This window comes from Streptomyces sp. NBC_00178 (assembly GCF_036206005.1).
Taxonomy (GTDB): domain Bacteria; phylum Actinomycetota; class Actinomycetes; order Streptomycetales; family Streptomycetaceae; genus Streptomyces.
Map to the genome: position 1 here is coordinate 6809177 of NZ_CP108143.1, position 17244 is coordinate 6826420.

General features: G+C 71.5%; 24 protein-coding genes. 17 read left to right on the forward strand and 7 right to left on the reverse strand.

The window, feature by feature from the left end; genetic code table 11:
* Positions 1–8: 8 nt before the first annotated feature.
* The 6 genes from OHT61_RS29865 to OHT61_RS29890 all read left to right on the forward strand — a co-directional run bounded on the left by OHT61_RS29865 (position 9) and on the right by OHT61_RS29890 (position 5665).
* A complete protein-coding gene (locus tag OHT61_RS29865) occupies positions 9–977 on the forward strand; it encodes an NADPH:quinone oxidoreductase family protein (protein WP_329042464.1) in 969 nt (322 codons plus the stop codon).
* A complete protein-coding gene (locus OHT61_RS29870; RefSeq protein ID WP_329042465.1) occupies positions 974–2173 on the forward strand; it encodes an acyl-CoA dehydrogenase family protein in 1200 nt (399 codons plus the stop codon). Before OHT61_RS29865 ends, OHT61_RS29870 begins: the two co-directional genes overlap by 4 nt.
* Complete coding sequence (locus tag OHT61_RS29875; RefSeq protein WP_329042466.1) at positions 2170–3288, forward strand: acyl-CoA dehydrogenase family protein; 1119 nt, start codon at positions 2170–2172, stop codon at positions 3286–3288. Before OHT61_RS29870 ends, OHT61_RS29875 begins: the two co-directional genes overlap by 4 nt.
* A gap of 254 nt (positions 3289–3542) precedes the next feature.
* Positions 3543–4424: a phosphatidylinositol-specific phospholipase C/glycerophosphodiester phosphodiesterase family protein gene (locus tag OHT61_RS29880; RefSeq protein ID WP_329042467.1), complete on the forward strand. Its 882-nt coding sequence runs from the start codon at positions 3543–3545 to the stop codon at positions 4422–4424.
* A gap of 135 nt (positions 4425–4559) precedes the next feature.
* Positions 4560–4754, forward strand: a complete 195-nt coding sequence (locus OHT61_RS29885) for a hypothetical protein (protein WP_329042469.1) — start codon at positions 4560–4562, stop codon at positions 4752–4754.
* A gap of 161 nt (positions 4755–4915) precedes the next feature.
* Positions 4916–5665, forward strand: a complete 750-nt coding sequence (locus OHT61_RS29890; protein WP_329042471.1) for a hypothetical protein — start codon at positions 4916–4918, stop codon at positions 5663–5665.
* A 12-nt stretch (positions 5666–5677) separates the two neighbouring features.
* On the opposite strand, the gene OHT61_RS29895 is transcribed toward OHT61_RS29890, so the two are convergent.
* Positions 5678–6292 carry an endonuclease gene (locus OHT61_RS29895; protein ID WP_329042472.1) on the reverse strand — a complete coding sequence of 205 codons (615 nt, stop codon included), beginning with the start codon at positions 6290–6292 and terminating at the stop codon, positions 5678–5680.
* The gene (locus OHT61_RS29900) at positions 6289–6471 is read right to left on the reverse strand and encodes a DUF6480 family protein (protein ID WP_329042473.1); all 183 of its coding nucleotides are present in this window, start codon (positions 6469–6471) and stop codon (positions 6289–6291) included. The genes OHT61_RS29895 and OHT61_RS29900 overlap by 4 nt, the downstream gene beginning before the upstream one ends.
* Before the next feature lie 127 nt (positions 6472–6598).
* Between OHT61_RS29900 and OHT61_RS29905 the strand changes: the two genes are divergently transcribed.
* Positions 6599–7837 carry an aromatic acid exporter family protein gene (locus OHT61_RS29905; RefSeq protein WP_329042475.1) on the forward strand — a complete coding sequence of 413 codons (1239 nt, stop codon included), beginning with the start codon at positions 6599–6601 and terminating at the stop codon, positions 7835–7837.
* Between the two features lie 14 nt (positions 7838–7851).
* Here OHT61_RS29905 and OHT61_RS29910 read toward each other — a convergent pair whose 3' ends face one another.
* From OHT61_RS29910 to OHT61_RS29930, 5 genes are all read right to left on the reverse strand, one after another.
* Entirely contained in the window at positions 7852–8085 is a 234-nt protein-coding gene (locus tag OHT61_RS29910; protein WP_329042477.1) for a CDGSH iron-sulfur domain-containing protein, read from the reverse strand.
* Positions 8069–8752: a HemK2/MTQ2 family protein methyltransferase gene (locus OHT61_RS29915; RefSeq protein ID WP_329042479.1), complete on the reverse strand. Its 684-nt coding sequence runs from the start codon at positions 8750–8752 to the stop codon at positions 8069–8071. Before OHT61_RS29915 ends, OHT61_RS29910 begins: the two co-directional genes overlap by 17 nt.
* A gap of 53 nt (positions 8753–8805) precedes the next feature.
* Positions 8806–9768 carry an iron-containing redox enzyme family protein gene (locus tag OHT61_RS29920; protein ID WP_329042480.1) on the reverse strand — a complete coding sequence of 321 codons (963 nt, stop codon included), beginning with the start codon at positions 9766–9768 and terminating at the stop codon, positions 8806–8808.
* Between the two features lie 130 nt (positions 9769–9898).
* Positions 9899–10930 (reverse strand): PHP domain-containing protein, encoded by a 1032-nt coding sequence (locus OHT61_RS29925; protein ID WP_329043435.1) that lies wholly within the window; start codon positions 10928–10930, stop codon positions 9899–9901.
* Positions 10931–10932: 2 nt separating this feature from the next.
* Complete coding sequence (locus tag OHT61_RS29930; RefSeq protein ID WP_329042481.1) at positions 10933–11376, reverse strand: hypothetical protein; 444 nt, start codon at positions 11374–11376, stop codon at positions 10933–10935.
* Positions 11377–11501: 125 nt separating this feature from the next.
* On the opposite strand from OHT61_RS29930, the gene OHT61_RS29935 reads away from it, so the two are divergent.
* Genes OHT61_RS29935 through OHT61_RS29980 form a run of 10 tightly spaced genes read left to right on the forward strand, consistent with a single transcriptional unit; the run spans position 11502 to position 17172 of the window.
* Positions 11502–11822, forward strand: a complete 321-nt coding sequence (locus tag OHT61_RS29935; RefSeq protein WP_329042482.1) for a gas vesicle protein GvpO — start codon at positions 11502–11504, stop codon at positions 11820–11822.
* Positions 11823–11856: 34 nt separating this feature from the next.
* A complete protein-coding gene (gene gvpJ, locus OHT61_RS29940) occupies positions 11857–12303 on the forward strand; it encodes a gas vesicle protein GvpJ (RefSeq protein ID WP_329042484.1) in 447 nt (148 codons plus the stop codon).
* Positions 12304–12306: 3 nt separating this feature from the next.
* Entirely contained in the window at positions 12307–13059 is a 753-nt protein-coding gene (locus OHT61_RS29945; protein ID WP_329042486.1) for a GvpL/GvpF family gas vesicle protein, read from the forward strand.
* Position 13060: 1 nt separating this feature from the next.
* Positions 13061–13315 carry a gas vesicle protein GvpG gene (locus OHT61_RS29950; RefSeq protein ID WP_329042487.1) on the forward strand — a complete coding sequence of 85 codons (255 nt, stop codon included), beginning with the start codon at positions 13061–13063 and terminating at the stop codon, positions 13313–13315.
* 7 nt (positions 13316–13322) lie between these two features.
* Entirely contained in the window at positions 13323–14369 is a 1047-nt protein-coding gene (locus tag OHT61_RS29955; protein ID WP_329042489.1) for a histone protein, read from the forward strand.
* 6 nt (positions 14370–14375) lie between these two features.
* Complete coding sequence (locus OHT61_RS29960) at positions 14376–15461, forward strand: SRPBCC family protein (RefSeq protein ID WP_329042490.1); 1086 nt, start codon at positions 14376–14378, stop codon at positions 15459–15461.
* Entirely contained in the window at positions 15458–15796 is a 339-nt protein-coding gene (locus OHT61_RS29965) for a gas vesicle protein (RefSeq protein ID WP_329042491.1), read from the forward strand. Before OHT61_RS29960 ends, OHT61_RS29965 begins: the two co-directional genes overlap by 4 nt.
* Before the next feature lie 19 nt (positions 15797–15815).
* Positions 15816–16667 (forward strand): GvpL/GvpF family gas vesicle protein, encoded by an 852-nt coding sequence (locus OHT61_RS29970; protein ID WP_329042492.1) that lies wholly within the window; start codon positions 15816–15818, stop codon positions 16665–16667.
* A gap of 2 nt (positions 16668–16669) precedes the next feature.
* Positions 16670–16897, forward strand: coding sequence for a gas vesicle protein (locus tag OHT61_RS29975; RefSeq protein WP_329042494.1), 228 nt, complete (start codon positions 16670–16672; stop codon positions 16895–16897).
* Positions 16894–17172, forward strand: a complete 279-nt coding sequence (locus tag OHT61_RS29980; protein ID WP_327111762.1) for a gas vesicle protein K — start codon at positions 16894–16896, stop codon at positions 17170–17172. Before OHT61_RS29975 ends, OHT61_RS29980 begins: the two co-directional genes overlap by 4 nt.
* Positions 17173–17244: the final 72 nt, after the last annotated feature.

Consider the following 17244-nt stretch of genomic DNA (forward strand, 5'->3'; position numbering starts at 1 on the left):
GGCCCCTCATGCAGGCATGGCGAGTGCACCGGAACGGCGAGCCGAGCGAGGTGATGGAGCTCGAGGAGACGGACCGGCCCGTGCCCGGCGACGGCCAGGTGCTGGTCGAGGTACGCGCGGCGAACATCAACTTCCCCGACGCGCTCCTGTGCCGGGGCCAGTACCAGGTGCGACCCCCGCTGCCCTTCACCCCGGGCGTGGAGGTCTGCGGCACGACCGAGGACGGCCGCCGGGTGCTCGCCACCCCCGCCCTTCCCCGAGGCGGCTTCGCCGACTACGTCGTCGCCGACGAGGCGGCCCTGCTCCCCGCGCCCGCCGCCCTCGACGACGCCGAGGCGGCCGCACTGCACATCGGCTACCAGACCGGCTGGTTCGGACTGCACCGGCGCGCGAACCTGCGGGCCGGTGAGACGCTGCTGGTGCACGCGGCGGCCGGCGGGGTCGGCAGCGCCGCCGTCCAGCTGGGCAAGGCGGCCGGAGCCACCGTCATCGGCGTGGCCGGCGGCCCCGAAAAGGCGGCGATCGCCCGCGAGCTCGGCTGCGACCTGGTCATCGACCGCAGGAGCGAGGACATCGTCGCGGCCGTGAAGGAGGCCACGGGGGGACGCGGCGCGGACGTCGTCTACGACCCCGTCGGCGGGGACGCCTACGCCAAGTCCGTCAAGTGCGTCGCCTTCGAGGGCCGGGTCGTCGTCGTCGGCTTCGCGAGCGGCTCCATCCCCGCACCCGCCCTCAACCACGCCCTGGTGAAGAACTACTCGATCATGGGCCTCCACTGGGGCCTGTACAACACCAAGGACCCCGCCGCGGTCCGCGCCTGCCACGACGAACTCACCAAGCTCGCCGAACAGGGCGCCGTCCGGCCACTGATCAGCGAACGCGTCCCGATGGCCGAGGCGGCGCGGGCCGTGCAGCGGGTCGCGGACGGCACCAGCACCGGCCGCATCGTCGTCATGCCGGCAGGAGGAGCCCGATGAGCGCGACCGTGGACGCGGCCGAGGTCCGCCGTCTCACCCGGGAACTGCTGGCGGCCCACCCGCCGGCCACCACCGGCCGGACCGACTTCCTGGAGGCGCGCTTCGACGCCGGACTGGCATGGGTGCACTACCCCGTCGGCCTCGGTGGGCTCGACGCCCCGCGCTCCCTGCAGCCCGTCGTCGACGCCGGACTCGCCGCCGCCGGGGCCCCCGACAACGATCCGCGCCGCATCGGCATCGGACTCGGCATGGCCGCCCCGACGATCCTGGGCTTCGGTACCGACGAGCAGAAGCAGCGCTTCCTGCGCCCGCTGTGGGTCGGTGACGAGGTGTGGTGCCAGCTCTTCAGCGAGCCCGGCGCGGGTTCCGACCTCGCCGCGCTCGCGACCCGGGCCGTCCGTGCCGAGGACGGGACGGGGGACTGGGTGGTCGACGGGCAGAAGGTCTGGACCTCCAGTGCCCACGTGGCCCGCTGGGCGATCCTGATCGCCCGTACCGACCCCGACGTCCCCAAGCACCGCGGCATCAGCTACTTCATCTGCGACATGACCGACCCGGGTGTCGAGGTGCGACCCCTGCGACAGATCACCGGCGAGGCCGAGTTCAACGAGGTCTTCCTCACCGGCGTACGCATTCCCGACAACAGGCGGCTGGGACCGGTCGGCGAGGGCTGGAAGGTCGCGCAGACGACCCTCATGAACGAGCGCGTCTCGATCGGTGGAGCCCGCATCCCCCGCGAGGGCGGCATGATCGGCACCGTCGCCAGGACCTGGCGCGAACAGCCCGCGCTGCGCACCCACGACCTCCACCAGCGGATGCTCACGCTGTGGGTCGAGGCCGAGGTGGCCAGGCTCACCGGTGAGCGCCTGCGCCAGCAGCTCGTCGCCGGCCAGCCCGGCCCCGAGGGGTCGGGCATGAAGCTGGCGTTCGCCCGCCTCAACCAGGAGATCAGCGGACTGGAGGTCGAACTTCTGGGTGACGAGGGTCTGTTGTACAGCGACTGGACCATGCGGCGCCCCGAGCTGGTCGACTTCACCGGACGCGACGCCGGCTACCGCTACCTGCGTTCGAAGGGGAACTCCATCGAAGGCGGTACGAGCGAGGTCCTGCTCAACATCGTCGCCGAACGCGTGCTCGGTCTCCCCGTCGAACCGCGCAACGACAAGGACGCAGCCTGGAAGGATCTCGCCCGATGACCCCACAGACCGAAGCCCACGCGCCGGACCTGCTCTACTCCGAGACCGAGGAGGACCTGCGGTCGGCGGTCCGCTCGCTGCTCGCGGACCGGGCCGACGCGCCGACGGTGATCGCGTCGGTCGAGTCCGGCACGCCGTACGACCAGCGGCTGTGGGATTCGCTCGCCGCCGGGATCGGGGCCGCGGGGCTGCTGGTGCCCGAGAAGCTCGGCGGGCAGGGCGCGGGCCATCGCGAGGCCGCCGTGGTCGTCGAGGAGCTGGGCCGGAGTGTCGTACCCGCCCCGTTTCTGACCAGTGCGGTGGTCGCCACCGACGTGCTCCTCGCCCTCGGCGCCGACGACGGGCCGGCCGGTGAGCTCCTCGACGGCCTCGCGGCCGGGCGCAAGGTCGCGGTCCTCGCCGTGCCGTTCGCCACGGCACCGGCCGACGGCGCCGCCGCACTGGCGGGCACGCTCGACCGGACCGTGACCGGTGTGGCCGACGCGGTTGCCGCCGACGTCCTGCTGGTGCCCACCGGCGAGGGGCTGTACGCCGTGGAGACCGGCGGTGACGGTGTCACCGTCCAGCCGCTCGTCGCCCTCGACCTGACCCGGCCGCTCGCGACGGTCACCCTGAGCGGGGTCACCGGCACACGGCTCGCGGAACCGGGTCCCGCCGCCGCGGCCGTGACGAGGGGACTGCTGTCGGGCGCCGGGCTGCTCGCGTCCGAGCAGCTCGGCCTGGCCGAGTGGTGCCTGACCGAGACGGTCCGGTACACCCGGGAGCGCCACCAGTTCAACAGGCCGGTCGGCTCGTTCCAGTCGCTCAAGCACCGGATGGCCCAGCTCTGGCTGCAGGTCGTCTCCGCGCGCGCCGCCGCACGCAACGCCGCCGACGCGCTGGCGGCCGGAAGCCCGGACGCCCCGCTCGCCGTCGCGGTCGCGCAGGCGTACTGCTCGAAGGTCGCCGTGCACGCCGCGGAGGAGTGCGTGCAGCTGCACGGCGGGATCGGGATGACCTGGGAGCATCCCGCGCACCTGTATCTCAAGCGGGCCAAGGCCGACTCGATCGCCTACGGCTCCGCCGGACGGCACCGCGACGCCGTGGCCGAGCTGATGGAGCTTCCGGCGCCGTAGGCGATCCGGGCGGGAAGGCATGGCCTGGCGTCCTCCCGCCCGGTCGGGCGTGGCCTGGCGTCCTCCCGCCCGGTCGGGCGTGGCCACGCCTCTCCCGCCGGGTCGCACCGAGGGGGTGGCGGCGGGAACCGGCAGGGGTGGAGCAGCCGGCGGGAGGGCGACGGACCGCCCAACACTTGGCAGGTACCTGCCTGACAGGGTGCCCGCGCGGCCATACTCGTCGCGTTCCCCGCCCGACCGCTTCAGGAGACCCCATGGCACACCTGACCCGTCGCAGCGTCGTCAGCACCGCTCTCGCCACCGCCGCCGCAGGCGTGTTCGTCCCCGCGCAAGCGGCGGCCGCGGCGCCGGCCCCGCCCCGCGGCCCCCGCCCGCTCGCCCGCGCCCACGCGCACAACGACTACCTGCATCCACGGCCGCTCCACGACGCGCTCGCGCAGGGATTCACGAGCGTCGAGGCGGACATCTTCCTCGTCGACGGTGAACTGCTCGTCGCCCACGAGGCAGGGAGCCTCGACCCCGCGCGCACCCTCACCGGCCTCTACCTCGACCCCCTCGCGGCCCGGGTACGCGCCCACCACGGATCCGTCCACGCCGGATACCGCGACCCGCTCCAGCTTCTGATCGACATCAAGACCGAGGGCGCCGCCACCTACCTGGCGCTCGACCGCGTCCTTCGGAGCTACCGGCACATCCTCAGCCACTACGCCGCCGGACGTGTCCGGTCGGGAGCCGTCACCCCCCTCGTCTCCGGCGACCGCGCCGCCCGCGTCCCGATGGAGGCGCAGACCGACCGGTACGCCTTCTACGACGGCAGGCCGGACGATCTCGGCACGCAGGCTCCCGCCTCCTTCATCCCGCTCATCAGCGGCAACTGGACTCAGAGCTTCACATGGCCCGGGACGGGCCCCTTCCCCGCAGCCGAGAGGGACAGGCTTCGCACCTTCGTGTCGACGGCCCACGCCGCCGGTCAGCGGGTCCGCTTCTGGGGCACCCCGGACGCCCCGGGACCGGAGCGTGAGGCTGTCTGGACGGAACTCGTCGCCGCCGGCGTCGACCACCTCAACAGCGACGATCTGGAAGGGCTCGCGTCCTTCCTCCGCCGGCGAGGGGGCAGCGGCCGCCGGAGCGGCTGACGGGCCCGGCCGCCCAGCCCGGTCACCGTGCGTGAACACCCGTTCGGCGGACACGCCGGTCCGCCGAACGGCCCCCGCGCTGCGCCACACTGGCCGCCGAATGCCGCAGTCGCGGCGCGGCGGAGGAGGTTGGCCATGGCCATTTCGATCTCACTGGTACTGCTCATGCTGATCCTCGCAGTGATCTTCCTGCGCAACGGCGGGCTCAAGGTGTCGCACGCGATCGTCTGCGCCCTCCTCGGCTTCTTCCTCGCCGGGACGAGCATGGCTCCCACCATCCACGAGGGGATCAGCGCCACCGCCGACGTGGTGGGCGGTCTGAGGCCCTGACCACCGCGCCGCCCCGGTGCGGGAGAATGGCGTTCCGATCAGGACGGAGCACCACGCGGGACCGGTTCAGGGCGATACGGTCGTCCCCAGGGCCCCTGCGCGCGCTTCGTCGACATGGCTTGGACCTGACCGCTCCACGCCACGTACTGGAGAACGCCGCAATGTCATTCCCGCCCCCCGGACGGCACTCGGGCGCCGCCCACCACGAGTACTGCAACAACGCCCTGTGCTGCCGCTGCCAGCAGCGGCAGTGGACGACGAAGCTCGGCGACGAGCGCCTCTGCGGCCCTTGCGCCGCCTGCTGCCGTGACTGCGGCCGGGCGCCCGCCCCGCACGTGGACGGGCTCGACGACGGGCTCTGCGCGGAGTGCCGCGGCCGGTGCGGCCGGTGCGGGCGTGCCCTGCCCACCGCGGGGCCGTGCACCTGCCGGAAGTGGCGCGAGCGGGCGGCCGGCGACCCGGTCGCGTACATCCTCCAGGCGCTTCCGCAACCGCTGGTCCAGGCGCTCGGCCACCGCCATCCCCGTACCGTCCACGACCTGATCCACCAGGAACTCGCCGGACGGACCCCCGACCAGCTCCTGGAGCGGCTCGAACGCCGGTGGAACGTCCGCTGGTCGCACGCCCTCCACGAGAAGGACGAGGACGGGCGCCGCCGCTGGGCCCCCCAGGAGATCGCCGAGGCGCTCGTGGGCCCGAGCCGCTGCACGAACCCGCAGTGCGAGGACGGCTATCTGATCACCACCGATACGCCGTGCGACCGGTGCCTGCGGCCCACCCACCGCTTCGTCACGTCGGTCGCCGACCGCACGGCCACCTCCGAGCACGCGCGGGCGACCGCCGCCCGGATCAGGCGCGCCCTGGTCGAGGGCCGTTCCACGAAACCCGGCAAGCGGCGACCGCACGGCTGAACCGGCCGGCGCTCAGCTCCTGGCCGCCGCACCGCGGACCAGAGCCGCCGCCACCAGGGCCGGATCCCGGTCGCCCGCCAGACGCGCCAGTTTCTCCGGGCTGGTGGGCAGCCCGAGCCGTTCGGCACCGCGCAGGGCCTTGGGGTCGAAGTAGGGCGCGAACTCGGGCCACACCGTCTGCACCTCACGCAGGAAGATGTCGGCGCCCGCGGGACCGATCCCCGGGAAGCGCCTGAGCCCCGCGGACAGGGCATCCCGGTCGCCGTCTGCCTCCCGGCGCAGGTGCCGGAGGTCTCCGCCGTGGTCGTCGAGCACGAGCACGGCCTCGTCCTCCAGCTGCGTGGCCGTGCGCTCGTCGTAGCGGCGGTAGCCACCCTCGCCCAGTGCGTCCACGCGCTCCTGCCAGGTGGCTCCGGCCATGCGGCGCGGGGTGCTCAGCCGGTGCGCGAAGAGGGCCCGAGCAGCGGCCACCGCGATCCCCGCACGGATCCGGGCGCTCAGCAGGTGACTCAGCACGAGCAGCTGATAGAGCGGCTGGGGCTTGTCGCGCAGGCGCACGCCCGCCTCGTCCGCGTACGTCGTGCCGTGCCGCTCCAGCAGCTCGTCGAGCGGGCGGCGAGAGGTCACGCGAACCCGAAGATGCGGGCGATGAAGTACCCGGCGAAGACCGCCGAGCCCAACAGCACGATCGCGGCCCAGAAGACGGGGTGCTCCCAGATGCCGCCGTCCGGGCGCTCCACGTGTGCTTCGCTTATGCAGCCCTCGGCGGGAGGGGTCTCCCCGGGCGGCGTGAGTGAAATAGCCATGCATCCACCATCCCCCCGACGGGCCCGGAGCGCGCGGCCGCAGCCGATGGACGCACGCGTGCGTCCGTACGGAGTCCGGCGGGGCCCATAAGCGCTGGGGAGGCCCGGATCGGGGCACCGTGAAGGAATGCCTGCCGTTTCCCCGCCCGCGCCCGTCGTCAAACTCGTCAAGCGGACCACCGAGCCGGCCGCGACACAGACGCTGCGGTCGACGGCGGCGGCCGTCATCGCCTTCGCGGTGGCCGAGTGGGTCCTCCCCGACCCCCATCCCTCGCCGCTCACCGCACCCCTCACCGCCCTGCTCGTGGTCCAGGTGACGCTCTACGCCACGCTCACCACCGGCATCCGGCGTGTGAACGCCGTCGTCGTCGGGGTGCTGATCGCCAGCGCGTTCAGTTCCCTCGTCGGCCTGAGCTGGTGGAGCCTCGGGCTGACCATCTTCAGCGCCCTGCTGATCGGACGGGTGGTACGCGTCAACGAGTTCGTCCCCGAGGTGGCGATCAGCGCGATGCTGGTCCTCGGCGTCGCGCAGGTCGCCAACACGGCGTGGGAGCGGGTGCTGGAGACACTGATCGGCGCAGGCGTCGGTCTCCTCTTCAACCTCCTGTTCGCCCCACCCGTCTGGGTCGAGTCCGCCGGCGCGTCCATCGGAGGCCTCGGACAGCGGATGGGCAGCATGTTCCGGGCCCTGGGCGACGAGGTGAGCGGCAACCACCCGGTCGGGGAGGCCGCCGCACGCCTGCACGAGGCCCGCCGCCTGGACCACGACATCGTGGAGGTCGACGCGTCGCTGCGGCAGGCCGAGGACAGCCTGACCCTCAACCCCCGGGTCAGGCAGGGACTGCTCTACCGCGTCGTGCTGCGCACCGGTCTCGACACGCTGGAGATCTGCGCGGTGGTCCTCCGCGTCCTGACGCGCACCCTGACGGACCTGGCCAAGGCCCGCCAGGACGAGTCGCTGTTCCCCGAGGACGTCGCGGCCTGCCTCAGGGAACTGTTCACCCACATGTCCGACGCCATCGAGGGCTTCGCCGAACTGATCACCACATCGATCGCCGAGAGCGGCGAAGAGGCCGAGGACCGCCTCGCCGACGCACTCGCCCACAGCCGTCGGGCGCGCGACCGGGTGGCGGACCTCCTGCTCGAGGACGTACAGGAGCACCCCCGGCAGTGGCAGCTGCACGGCGCGCTGCTCGCCGAGGTGGACCGCATCCTGGACGAACTCGACATCGACAAGCGGACGGAACGCCTGGCCGAGGAGCTGGACCGCCGCTCCGCGGAGATGCACGAGCACCACCGCCGGCTGCGAGCGCTCTCCCGACGGCTGCGGGGGGCCGCACCCTCACGGATCAGGGCGGGTGACTGACCGGCGGGCCCCGGTCAGTCCGCCGGATCACCCTCCGGCCGGACATCCGCCGGTTTCGTGCGACGCCGGTGGCTCGTGTCGCACCACGGGTACATCCGGCTGCGCCGGCACATGCAGACCGCGACGACGAACCGGTCCGAGACCGCGACCGAGCCGTCCGCGCACGTGACCTCGACCGGCCCCTCGACCAGCAGGGGCCCGTCGTCCTCCAGGGAGATCCGCCGCGGACGTTCAGGGCTGCTCGGCACGGATCACCACCAGTTCCTCGGTCGTGTCGGCGTCGCCCATCAGCCCCGTACGCCGCAGCCACCGCAGACGGGACCGCAGGACGGGCCCGAGGGGTACGTGGGCGCGGTCGCTGACGTGGGCCCGCAGTCCCGCGTCCTCCAGCCGGCGCACCGTGACGGCGCTGTCGCACAGCCCGGAGTGCACCATCAGGAGCCGGCCACCGGGGCGCAGCGCCGCGGGGGCCGTGGCACAGACGCGGTCGAGGACCGCCCGGCCGTCCAGGCCGGCGTCCCAGGCGCGTGCCGCGCTGTGGCCGGAGGGCGGGCCGACGGGGGACGGCACATAGGGCGGGTTGCAGACCACGAGGTCGTAGGACCGGCCCGGCAGCGCCGAGAGCAGGTCGCTGCGCTGCACCGTGATGCGGTGGTGGCGCAGGAGCGCGTTGAGCCTGGCCGTCATCACCGACCGCCACGCGATGTCCACGGCCGTCACCCGCGCACCGAGCTGCGCGGCGTGCAGAGCCAGCGCGCCGCTGCCCGTCCCGAGGTCGAGCACTTCGGCGCCGGGGTGTATCCCCTCCCGGTCGAGTGCCGCGACGAGCAGCCGGGTGTCGTGCTGGGGTGCGTACACCCCCGGAAGTGTCATCAACCGGACAGGACGGGTGGCCTCGGCCGTGTCTGCGGACATCTGTGTCTCCCTTCGCTGCTGCGTGCGGGGTCGGTGCGGAGCGGAACGCCGGGTCAGGCCTGCCAGTCGGCCAGCAGCCGTTCCCCGAGCCGGTCCTCCAGGAACGAGGTTGCGGTGATGCCGAAGGCGATGTCGGGCGCCAGGCCCGGTTCGTCCGCGAGCAGGCCGCCGATCACGTCGCGGCGTACCACCTGCTCGTGCACCGCGTCGGCCTCGACGTGCTCGGTGTAGAAGAACTCCGCCGCGGATCCGGCCCCCGTGCGCTTCATCGCGTGGGCGAGGCGCCGTGACGCGGGGGAGGAGGTGATCTCCACGGCCGCGAAGTGCCCGACGAGCGCCCCGCGCAGCCGTCGGTGCAGGCCGAACAGCGACATCATGTTGACCAGCGCCAGCATGGGCGCGCGGCCTTCGTCGAGGTAGGTGCCGTAAGCGGTGTCCAGATCCAGGTCGTCCATCAGGTCGGCGAACAGCCGGGCATGGACGCGGTCCGCCCGGCCCGCCCCGAACTCGTCGTACTCGACGGCCGCCATGCCCGCCTTGGCCCGCCCCGAGAGCCGGGGCAGGACCCAGGCGTGCGGGTCGGCCTCCTTGAGGTGGTAGAGGGACCGCTGGGTCGCGTAGTCCCGGAGGTGGCGCAGCTCGCCCCGGTCCTGGAGGAACCAGGAGACACCGCTCCCGCGGACCGGTTCCACCAGAAGTCCGTCCAGCAGGTCGTCGAGACCCGTTGCCTCCGTGGCGTCGCGCCGCAGGGCCGTCAGGAAACGGTCCTCCAGTGCTGCGCGGACCGCGAGCAGCGGCGGATCCCACTCCATCTCGGGGCGCACACCATGGAACCCCCGGTAGTGCAACTCGTAGGAGACGTACAGGGCGAGCTGGAGGTCGTCGCCGTACGGATCGGCGTCCTGGGCCGAGGCCGCGTCCGGCAGGGGCGAGCCGTCGCGCAGACAGCCGATCACCCCTTGGGAGAGGGGACCCCGGGTGCGCGGAAGACAAGGGCCTGTGCGGATACCTGACATGGGTTTCCTCCTGCCCCCTCATGCCCCGGAGTCACACGGACGACCGAGATCGACTGTACGCCGAACGGCGGTGACCGGCCCGTCCTGACCGTCGCACCGGGCCGCCCCGCGGCTCCCGGGGGAAGGGCTCTCAGGCGCTCGCCCCGCCCCGTGTCCCGCCCCTCGTCCAGTCCAGCAGGCGCTCGGCGGACCAGGTGGTGACGACCCGGTCCGCCGGCACCTCGCACTCCTCGGCGCGCGCACAGCCGTACGGCTGCCAGTCGAGCTGCCCCGGGGCGTGGGCGTCGGTGTCGATGGAGAAGAGGGCGCCCGAGGCGACCGCCTTCCGGAGGAGCCGGCGCGGGGGATCGAGCCGCTCCGGGCGGCAGTTGATCTCCACGGCCGTCCCGGACTCCGCACACGCGGCGAACACCCGGTCGGCGTCGAACCCCGACTCGGGACGCTTCTTCCCGCCCAGGAGCCGTCCCGTGCAGTGACCGAGGATGTCCGCGTGGGGGTTGCGTACGGCCGTGAGCATCCGCTCCGTCATCGTCGCGGCGTCCATCCGCAGCTTGGAATGCACCGAGACGACCACCACGTCGAGCCGTTCCAGCACCTCGGGGTCCTGGTCGAGCGAGCCGTCCGCGAGGATGTCGCACTCGATGCCGGTGAGCAGACGGAAGGGCGCCCACTGCTCGTTGAGCGCCGCCACGACGGACAACTGCCGCAGGAGCCGCTCGGTCGTCAGCCCGTTGGCCACGGTCAGCCGGGGCGAGTGGTCGGTGAGCACGGCCCACTCATGGCCCAGATCCCGTGCCGTACGCCCCATCTCCGGGATGGGGCTGCCACCGTCGGACCAGTCCGAGTGCAGGTGGCAGTCACCCCGGATCGCGGCGAGGAGACTCTCACCGCCGGACACCAGCGGCCCCGACGACTCGACCTCCAGCCGTTCGAGGTAGCGGGGCGTCACCCCGTCCAGCGCCTCCTTGATCACCTGGGCGGTCTTGGGGCCGATCCCCCGGACGGCCCCCAGCGATCCGTGCGCCGCCCGCTCGGCCACCTCGTCCCCGCCGAGCGAGGCGACGGCGTCCGAAGCCGTGCGGAAGGCCTTCACCCGGTACGTCGCCGCCTGCGACCGCTCCAGCAGGAACGCGATCCGGCGCAGGGCCGTCCCGGGATCCATGGTCACGGCCTCGCGGTGTGGTGGGGGTGCCCGTGCGTGCGCCGGGCCTCCTTCATCCCTGCCTCGTACAGATGGCGCCGGCCTCCCGCGAGTTCCTCGCGCACCCGCCGCTCGACGTCTGCGAACGGCCGGTAGTAGGTGTCGTCGTACTCCTCGACGACCTGGAAGGTCCAGCGGCCCGGCAGGACGTTGCGACCCAGGATCTCCCGCTCCACCAGATCGGCCTGCTCGGTGTGGCCCCCCATTCGGAGCAGTTCCACGACCCGGTCGAGCGTCAGGTCCGCGCCGCCCGTCAGCTGGTGGAAGTCGTACAACCGGCCTCGGGCACGCTCCACCGTCTCCAGTGCCTCCGACAGCGCTCCCAGCGCCTCGACCGCGGCGTCGTCGACCCCGTGCGGCCGTACGTGCTCGTCGTCGGGCCCGGTCGGTTCAGGGGTGTCACTCATGTCTACGACTCTGCACGCCCCCGCGGGGATGCGACCCGCCGGGACGCCGAAAGAGTGAGTGCCCTGGCGCGCGTCGCCGCCCGCGCCGAGATGCGGTGCATCCCGATCTGACCAGACTGGATCCCATGGCAGAGACTCGTCGCGCCCGCTCCGGGAGCCCCGCGAAAAAGACAGCCCCCCGCGCCTCGTCCCGGCGCGGCCCCGAGCATGCCGCCCGTGCGGCCTGCGAAAGCCTGGAACGGCTGATCTCGCACGCGGCCGAGGGCGTGTCCGCCGTCCGCAGGAACGACGACGGCTGGTGTGTGGTCGTCGACGTGCTCGAAGTACCCCGCATCCCGGACACCACGAGCTTGCTGGCCTCCTACGAGGTGCAGATCGACGAACGGGGCGAGCTCATGGAGTACAGCAGGGTCCGCCGCTACAGGCGGGGCTCCGCCGACGAGTGACCCGCTCCGCCCCCCTCACCCGGAAGGACGCCAGATGACCACCATGTACGCCGACGAAGTCGCCCCGTGCCCGCCGAGGGCCGGCACCCTCTACGACGTCCTGGAACTCATCCTCGACCGCGGCATGGTCATCGACGTGTTCATCAGGGTGTCGCTGGTCGGCATCGAGATCCTCAAGATAGACGCGCGCATCGTGGTCGCGAGCGTGGACACCTATCTCCGCTTCGCCGAGGCCTGCAACCGGCTCGACCTGGAGCGTGACTCCGGCAGCACCACCATCCCCGAACTGCTCGGCGGAGGTGTCGCCAAGTCCGTCGGCAAGCGCAAGGTCCGCAAGGCGGCGGAGTCCGTGGGCGACTCGGTCCGCAAGGCGGTGGGCGGCGGTGACGACGATGACGACGACTCGCAGGAGGAGCGTCCGAGGAAGCGCCGGGCACCCGCACGTGACAGTTCGAGCCGGCGTCGGCGTGCGGAGGTGTGAGGCGTGACGTCCAGCGGTGTGTACGTGTACGCGATCATCCCCGCGAAAGCCGCGCTCCCGCCCGGCACGGCGGGCGTGGGCGGCCCGCCGGCACCGGTACGGCTGGTCGGAGAAGGGAAGGTCAGGGCGGTCGTGAGCGACGCGCCGCCCCAACTGCGCGCCCGAAGAAGAGACTTGATGGCGCACCAAGACCTGCTGTTGCGGCTCTCCGGCAACGGCCCGGTCCTGCCCATGCGGTTCGGGGTGATCGCGCCGGACGAGGATTCCCTGCGGCACTCGCTGGGCCGATCCCAGGCGGAACACCTGGCGACGCTCGCGCGTCTCGACGGCGCGGTCGAGTTCAACCTCAAGGCGCTGCCCGCGCAGGACGCCCTGGCCGCGGTCGTGGCCGAGGAGAAGACGGTGCGGCGACTGCGCGAGGAGGTCCGCAGGCGCCCGGATTACGAGGCGAACGTCCGGCTGGGCGAGGCGGTCGCCACCGCTCTGTCACGCAGGGCGGCCGATGCGGGGGCGAAGCTCCTGCGTGAACTCACTCCCAAGGCCCGTGCGGTGGCCCCTGGCCCGGACGTGCACGGGTGCGTCCTGAATGTGTCCTTCCTCGTCGACCGGGGCGAGAGCGATGCCTTCGGCACGGCCGTGCGGCGGTTCGCCGACGCACACCGTGAGCGCGTCGATCTCCGGATCGCGGGGCCGCTGCCCTGCTACAGCTTCGTCCCTTCCCGCGCTTCACGGCCCTCGGCGGCGGGGGTGGTCTGACATGGGACTCGTCTCCGGACTCCTGCTGCTGCCGCTGGCACCGGTCCGCGGTGTGGTCTGGGTCGCCGAGAAGGCGTACGAGGCGGCGGACCGCGAGTTGCATGACCCGGGCGTCATCCGAGCGCAACTTGCCTCACTCAACCAGGAGTTGGAGGACGGCGGGATCAGCCTGGAGGTGTTCGAGCGGGAAGAGGAGAAGCTGCTCGACCGGCTGCACGCCGCAGGAATCCGCTCCGTGCCGAACCATCGAAGGTGACTCACTCATGGAAGACCAGACGAAGGCCACACTCGCGGCAGCCCTGGTGGGCGGTTACGTACTCGGCCGGACCAAGAAGGGCCGGCTCGCGCTGTCCATCGCGACCTACCTGGCCGGACGGCGTTTCGGCCTGGAGCCGCGCCAGCTAGCCGCCGAAGGGGTACGCAGGCTGAGCGAAGTCCCACAGTTCGCCGAGCTCCAGGAACAGTTGCGTGGCGACGTGCTCGAGTCCGGCAAGAAGGCGCTTACAGCGGCAGCGGACCGGGGCATGAACTCCCTGGCCGACGCCCTCAGCGACCGGACCGCGCGGCTCGGCGAGCGGGGTGTCGAGGACGACGAGGGTGAGGAAGACGAGGAGTACGAGGAGGAAGAAGGCGAGCCCGGGGACGAGGAAGAGGGCGAGCCCGAGGAGGAGGAGTACGACGAGGAGCCGGAGGACGAGGAGTACGACGAGGACGAGGACGAGGAAGAGGAAGAGCCCGAGGACGAGGAAGAGGAGTACGGCGAGGAGCCTGAGGAGGAGGAAGAGGAGCCCGAGGAGGACGAGGAGGACTACGAGGGCGCCGAAGAAGAGGAGGAGCCGGAGGAGTCGGCACCGAGCAAGCGACGCAGGAGCCCCAGCAGGGCGGCTGCGAAGAAGGCGGCACCTGCGAAGAAGTCCGCTCCTGCGAAGAAGGCGGCACCTGCGAAGAAGTCCGCTCCTGCGAAGAAGGCGGCACCTGCGAAGAAGTCCGCTCCTGCGAAGAAGGCGGCACCTGCGAAGAAGTCCGCTGCGAAGAAGTCCGCACCTGCGAAGAAGACCGCTGCGAAGAAGTCCGCACCTTCGAAGACGGCGGCTGCCAAGAAGGCCACGCCCGCGAAGAAGGCCACCGGCAAGAAGGCACCGGCGAAGGGGACGACCGCAAAGAAGTCCGCCCCCGCGAAGAAGGCTGCCAAGAAGCCGGCCGCGAAGAAGGCTGCGCCCGCGAAGAAGGCTGCAAGCAAGAAAACCGCTTCAGCCAAGAAGACATCGTCATCGAAGCGAGCCGCGTCCCGCGGCGGACGGCGGAGGTAGGCAGCCATGGCCAGGACGGACAAGGAAGAGCCCGAGGCGGAAGAGTCGGGCATGGACCGCCTCCGCGGGGAGTTCACGAACTTCCTCGGCGCACAGACGGACAAGCTCGCGCAGAAGGCCGGCGACAAGCTGACGGGTCTCACGGAGCAGTTCACCGATATGGCCGAGAACGGTGGGGGCCTGCCGTCGGTCGCCTCCCGCGTCCTCAAGGGCGAATCACCGGTGAAGGCGTTCGTCGGCGAGAAGGCGGGGAGTGTCAAGGACAAAGTCATGGACAAGGCCAAGGACGCGTTCGGCGGGGGCAAGGGCAAGAGCCAGTCCGGCGGCGGCAAGTCCATGAACATCATCGAGGTCCTCGACGTCGGTGTGCCTCTGCGGACCGCCTACGACCACTGGACGCGTTACGACAAGTTCGGCAGCTTCACCAAGGGCGTCCAGTCGGTCTCCATGGACGAGGAGATGGAGAGCGACTGGAAGGTGAAGATCGGCCCTTCCTCGCGCAGCTTCAAGGCCACGGTCCAGGAACAGGTGCCCGACGACCGCATCGTGTGGACCTCCGAGGGATCCAAGGGCTCCACGCGTGGCTGCGTGAGTTTCCACGAACTCGCACCGAGCCTCACCCGGATCGTCCTGGTCGTGGAGTACTACCCCTCCGGATTCTTCGAGAAGACCGGCAATCTGTGGCGGGTGCAGGGCCGTCGTATGCGACTCGACTTCAAGCACTTCCAGCGTTTCGTGACGCTCACCGACGAAGAGCCCGAGGGCTGGCGCGGTGAGATCCGCGAGGGCGAGGTCGTGCAGTCGCACGAAGAGGCCATGGAGGAAGAAGAGGCGGAGAACGAGGACGCCGAGTCCGACGAATCCGAACTCGAGGACGACGACTCGGAGTACGAGGACGAGGAAGACCCCGGGGAAGAGGACGACGAGGAGTACGAGGAGGAGCCCGCGGACGACGAAGACGCGGACGACGAAGACGAGGACGACGAAGACGCGGAGGACGAAGAAGCGGAGGACGAAGAAGCGGAGGAGGAGCCCGAGGAGGAGGAGGAGAGCGCCCCCAGGAAGCGGCGCGGACGGCGGGCGTCGCGGTGACCGATCTCGATGTCGGACGGGACGCCTACGCCATCCCAGGACCTCCGAACACCAATCTCGCCGACATCCTCGAGCGGGTCCTGGACAAAGGCATCGTCATCGCGGGCGACATCAAGATCGACCTTCTGGACATCGAGCTGCTCACCATCCGGCTCCGCCTTTTCGTCGCGTCCGTGGACACCGCGAAGAAGGCGGGAATCGACTGGTGGGAGACGGATCCGGCGCTGAGTTCGCGCGCCGCCCGCAACTCTCTGCAAGACGAGAACCGTGAATTGCGTGAGCGGCTGGAAGCTCTCGAGTCGAAGAAGGACGAGATGCCGGCGGACGACCGATGAGCAAGGAGGACAGAGCCACATGACGGATCGGGGTCCCGAGCCCATCGACAGCCTGACTTCGGACGACGCCGAAGCATCGGACGACAGTGCCCTCTACGTATTCGCGGTGTGCCGTTCACCGGCTACCGAGGTTCTCACCGGTCTGCCAGGCGTCGCCGGGGGCGGCCCGCTCCGTCACATGCCCTTCGGTGAGCTCACCGCGGTCGTCCAGACCGTCCGGGCCGCCGACTTCACGGACGAGGTGTGGCAGGCACGCATGTCCGACCGTGCCGAGCTCGAAGCGTACGCGCGTGCTCATCACCAGGTGGTTTCGGCGGCCGCTGACTCCTGTCCGACCGTCCCACTTCCGCTGGCCACGCTGTACCACAACGAGGAACGGGCCCGGCACGCTCTCGTAGCCGAGACCCCACGGTTCCGCGCCGCCCTGGAGCGGACAGCCGGTCGCTCCGAATGGGGTGTGAAAGTCTATGCGGCCGGCCTCCCGGCAGCGGCCGGGAATGCCGCTCCCCGAAGCGCGGCGGTTTCCGGAGGACTCATCAACCGTCCGGCGCCCGGGGCCGGCCTCGCCTATCTGGAACGCAAGCGCAGCGTGCAGGCACAGCGCGAACAGCGCCACGAGGAGTCCCTCCGCCTCGCCGACTCGGTGGACTCCGCGTTCCACGGTGTCGCCGCCGCGGGGCGCCGGCTGAGGCCGCACGGACCGGGGCTGGGGGAGGACGGGGGAGTCCAGGTCCTCAACGCCACCTACCTGGTGGACGGGCACCGGGCGACCGAGGTCGATCAGCTGGCGCGAGCGCTGCGGCGGGCCACCGGGGCGCGGATCGAGATCTCGGGGCCGTGGGTGCCCTACTCATTCGTCGGTGAGGTGTAGAGATGCCCCATGACGTCGTGCCCTGGGACAACCCCGAACCGCTTAGCGGCCCCATCGGTGTGCCGCTGGTCGACCTGCTGGACCGGGTGCTGGCGACGGGTGTGGTGATCAGCGGTGACCTCGTCATCGCGATCGCGGACGTGCCGCTGGTGCGGCTCTCCCTGCACGCCCTGCTGTCCTCCGTGAACGAACGCGTGCCGGCGCCCTGGGCGGACGGAGGGCCGCTGTGACGGACTCCCGCATCGACGTCGACTCCGACCGGCTCGGCAGGGATCTCGTCGCACTCGTGCTGACCGTGGTCGAACTGCTGCGGCAGCTGATGGAACGCCAGGCGATCCGCCGCATCGACCAGGGCGACCTGTCCGAGAGCCAGGTGGACGAGATCGGGACCACGCTCATGATGCTCGACCAGCGCATGGCCGAGCTCTGCGAGCAGCATGGAGTGCGCCCCGAGGACCTCAACCTCGACCTCGGCCCCCTGGGGACCCTGCTGCCCCGCGACTGACCTCGCAGCCGACGGGAATCGCACTCGAGGCCTCCAGCCAGGCCCGTGGCGGTGCGTCAGGACCCGCCGGCG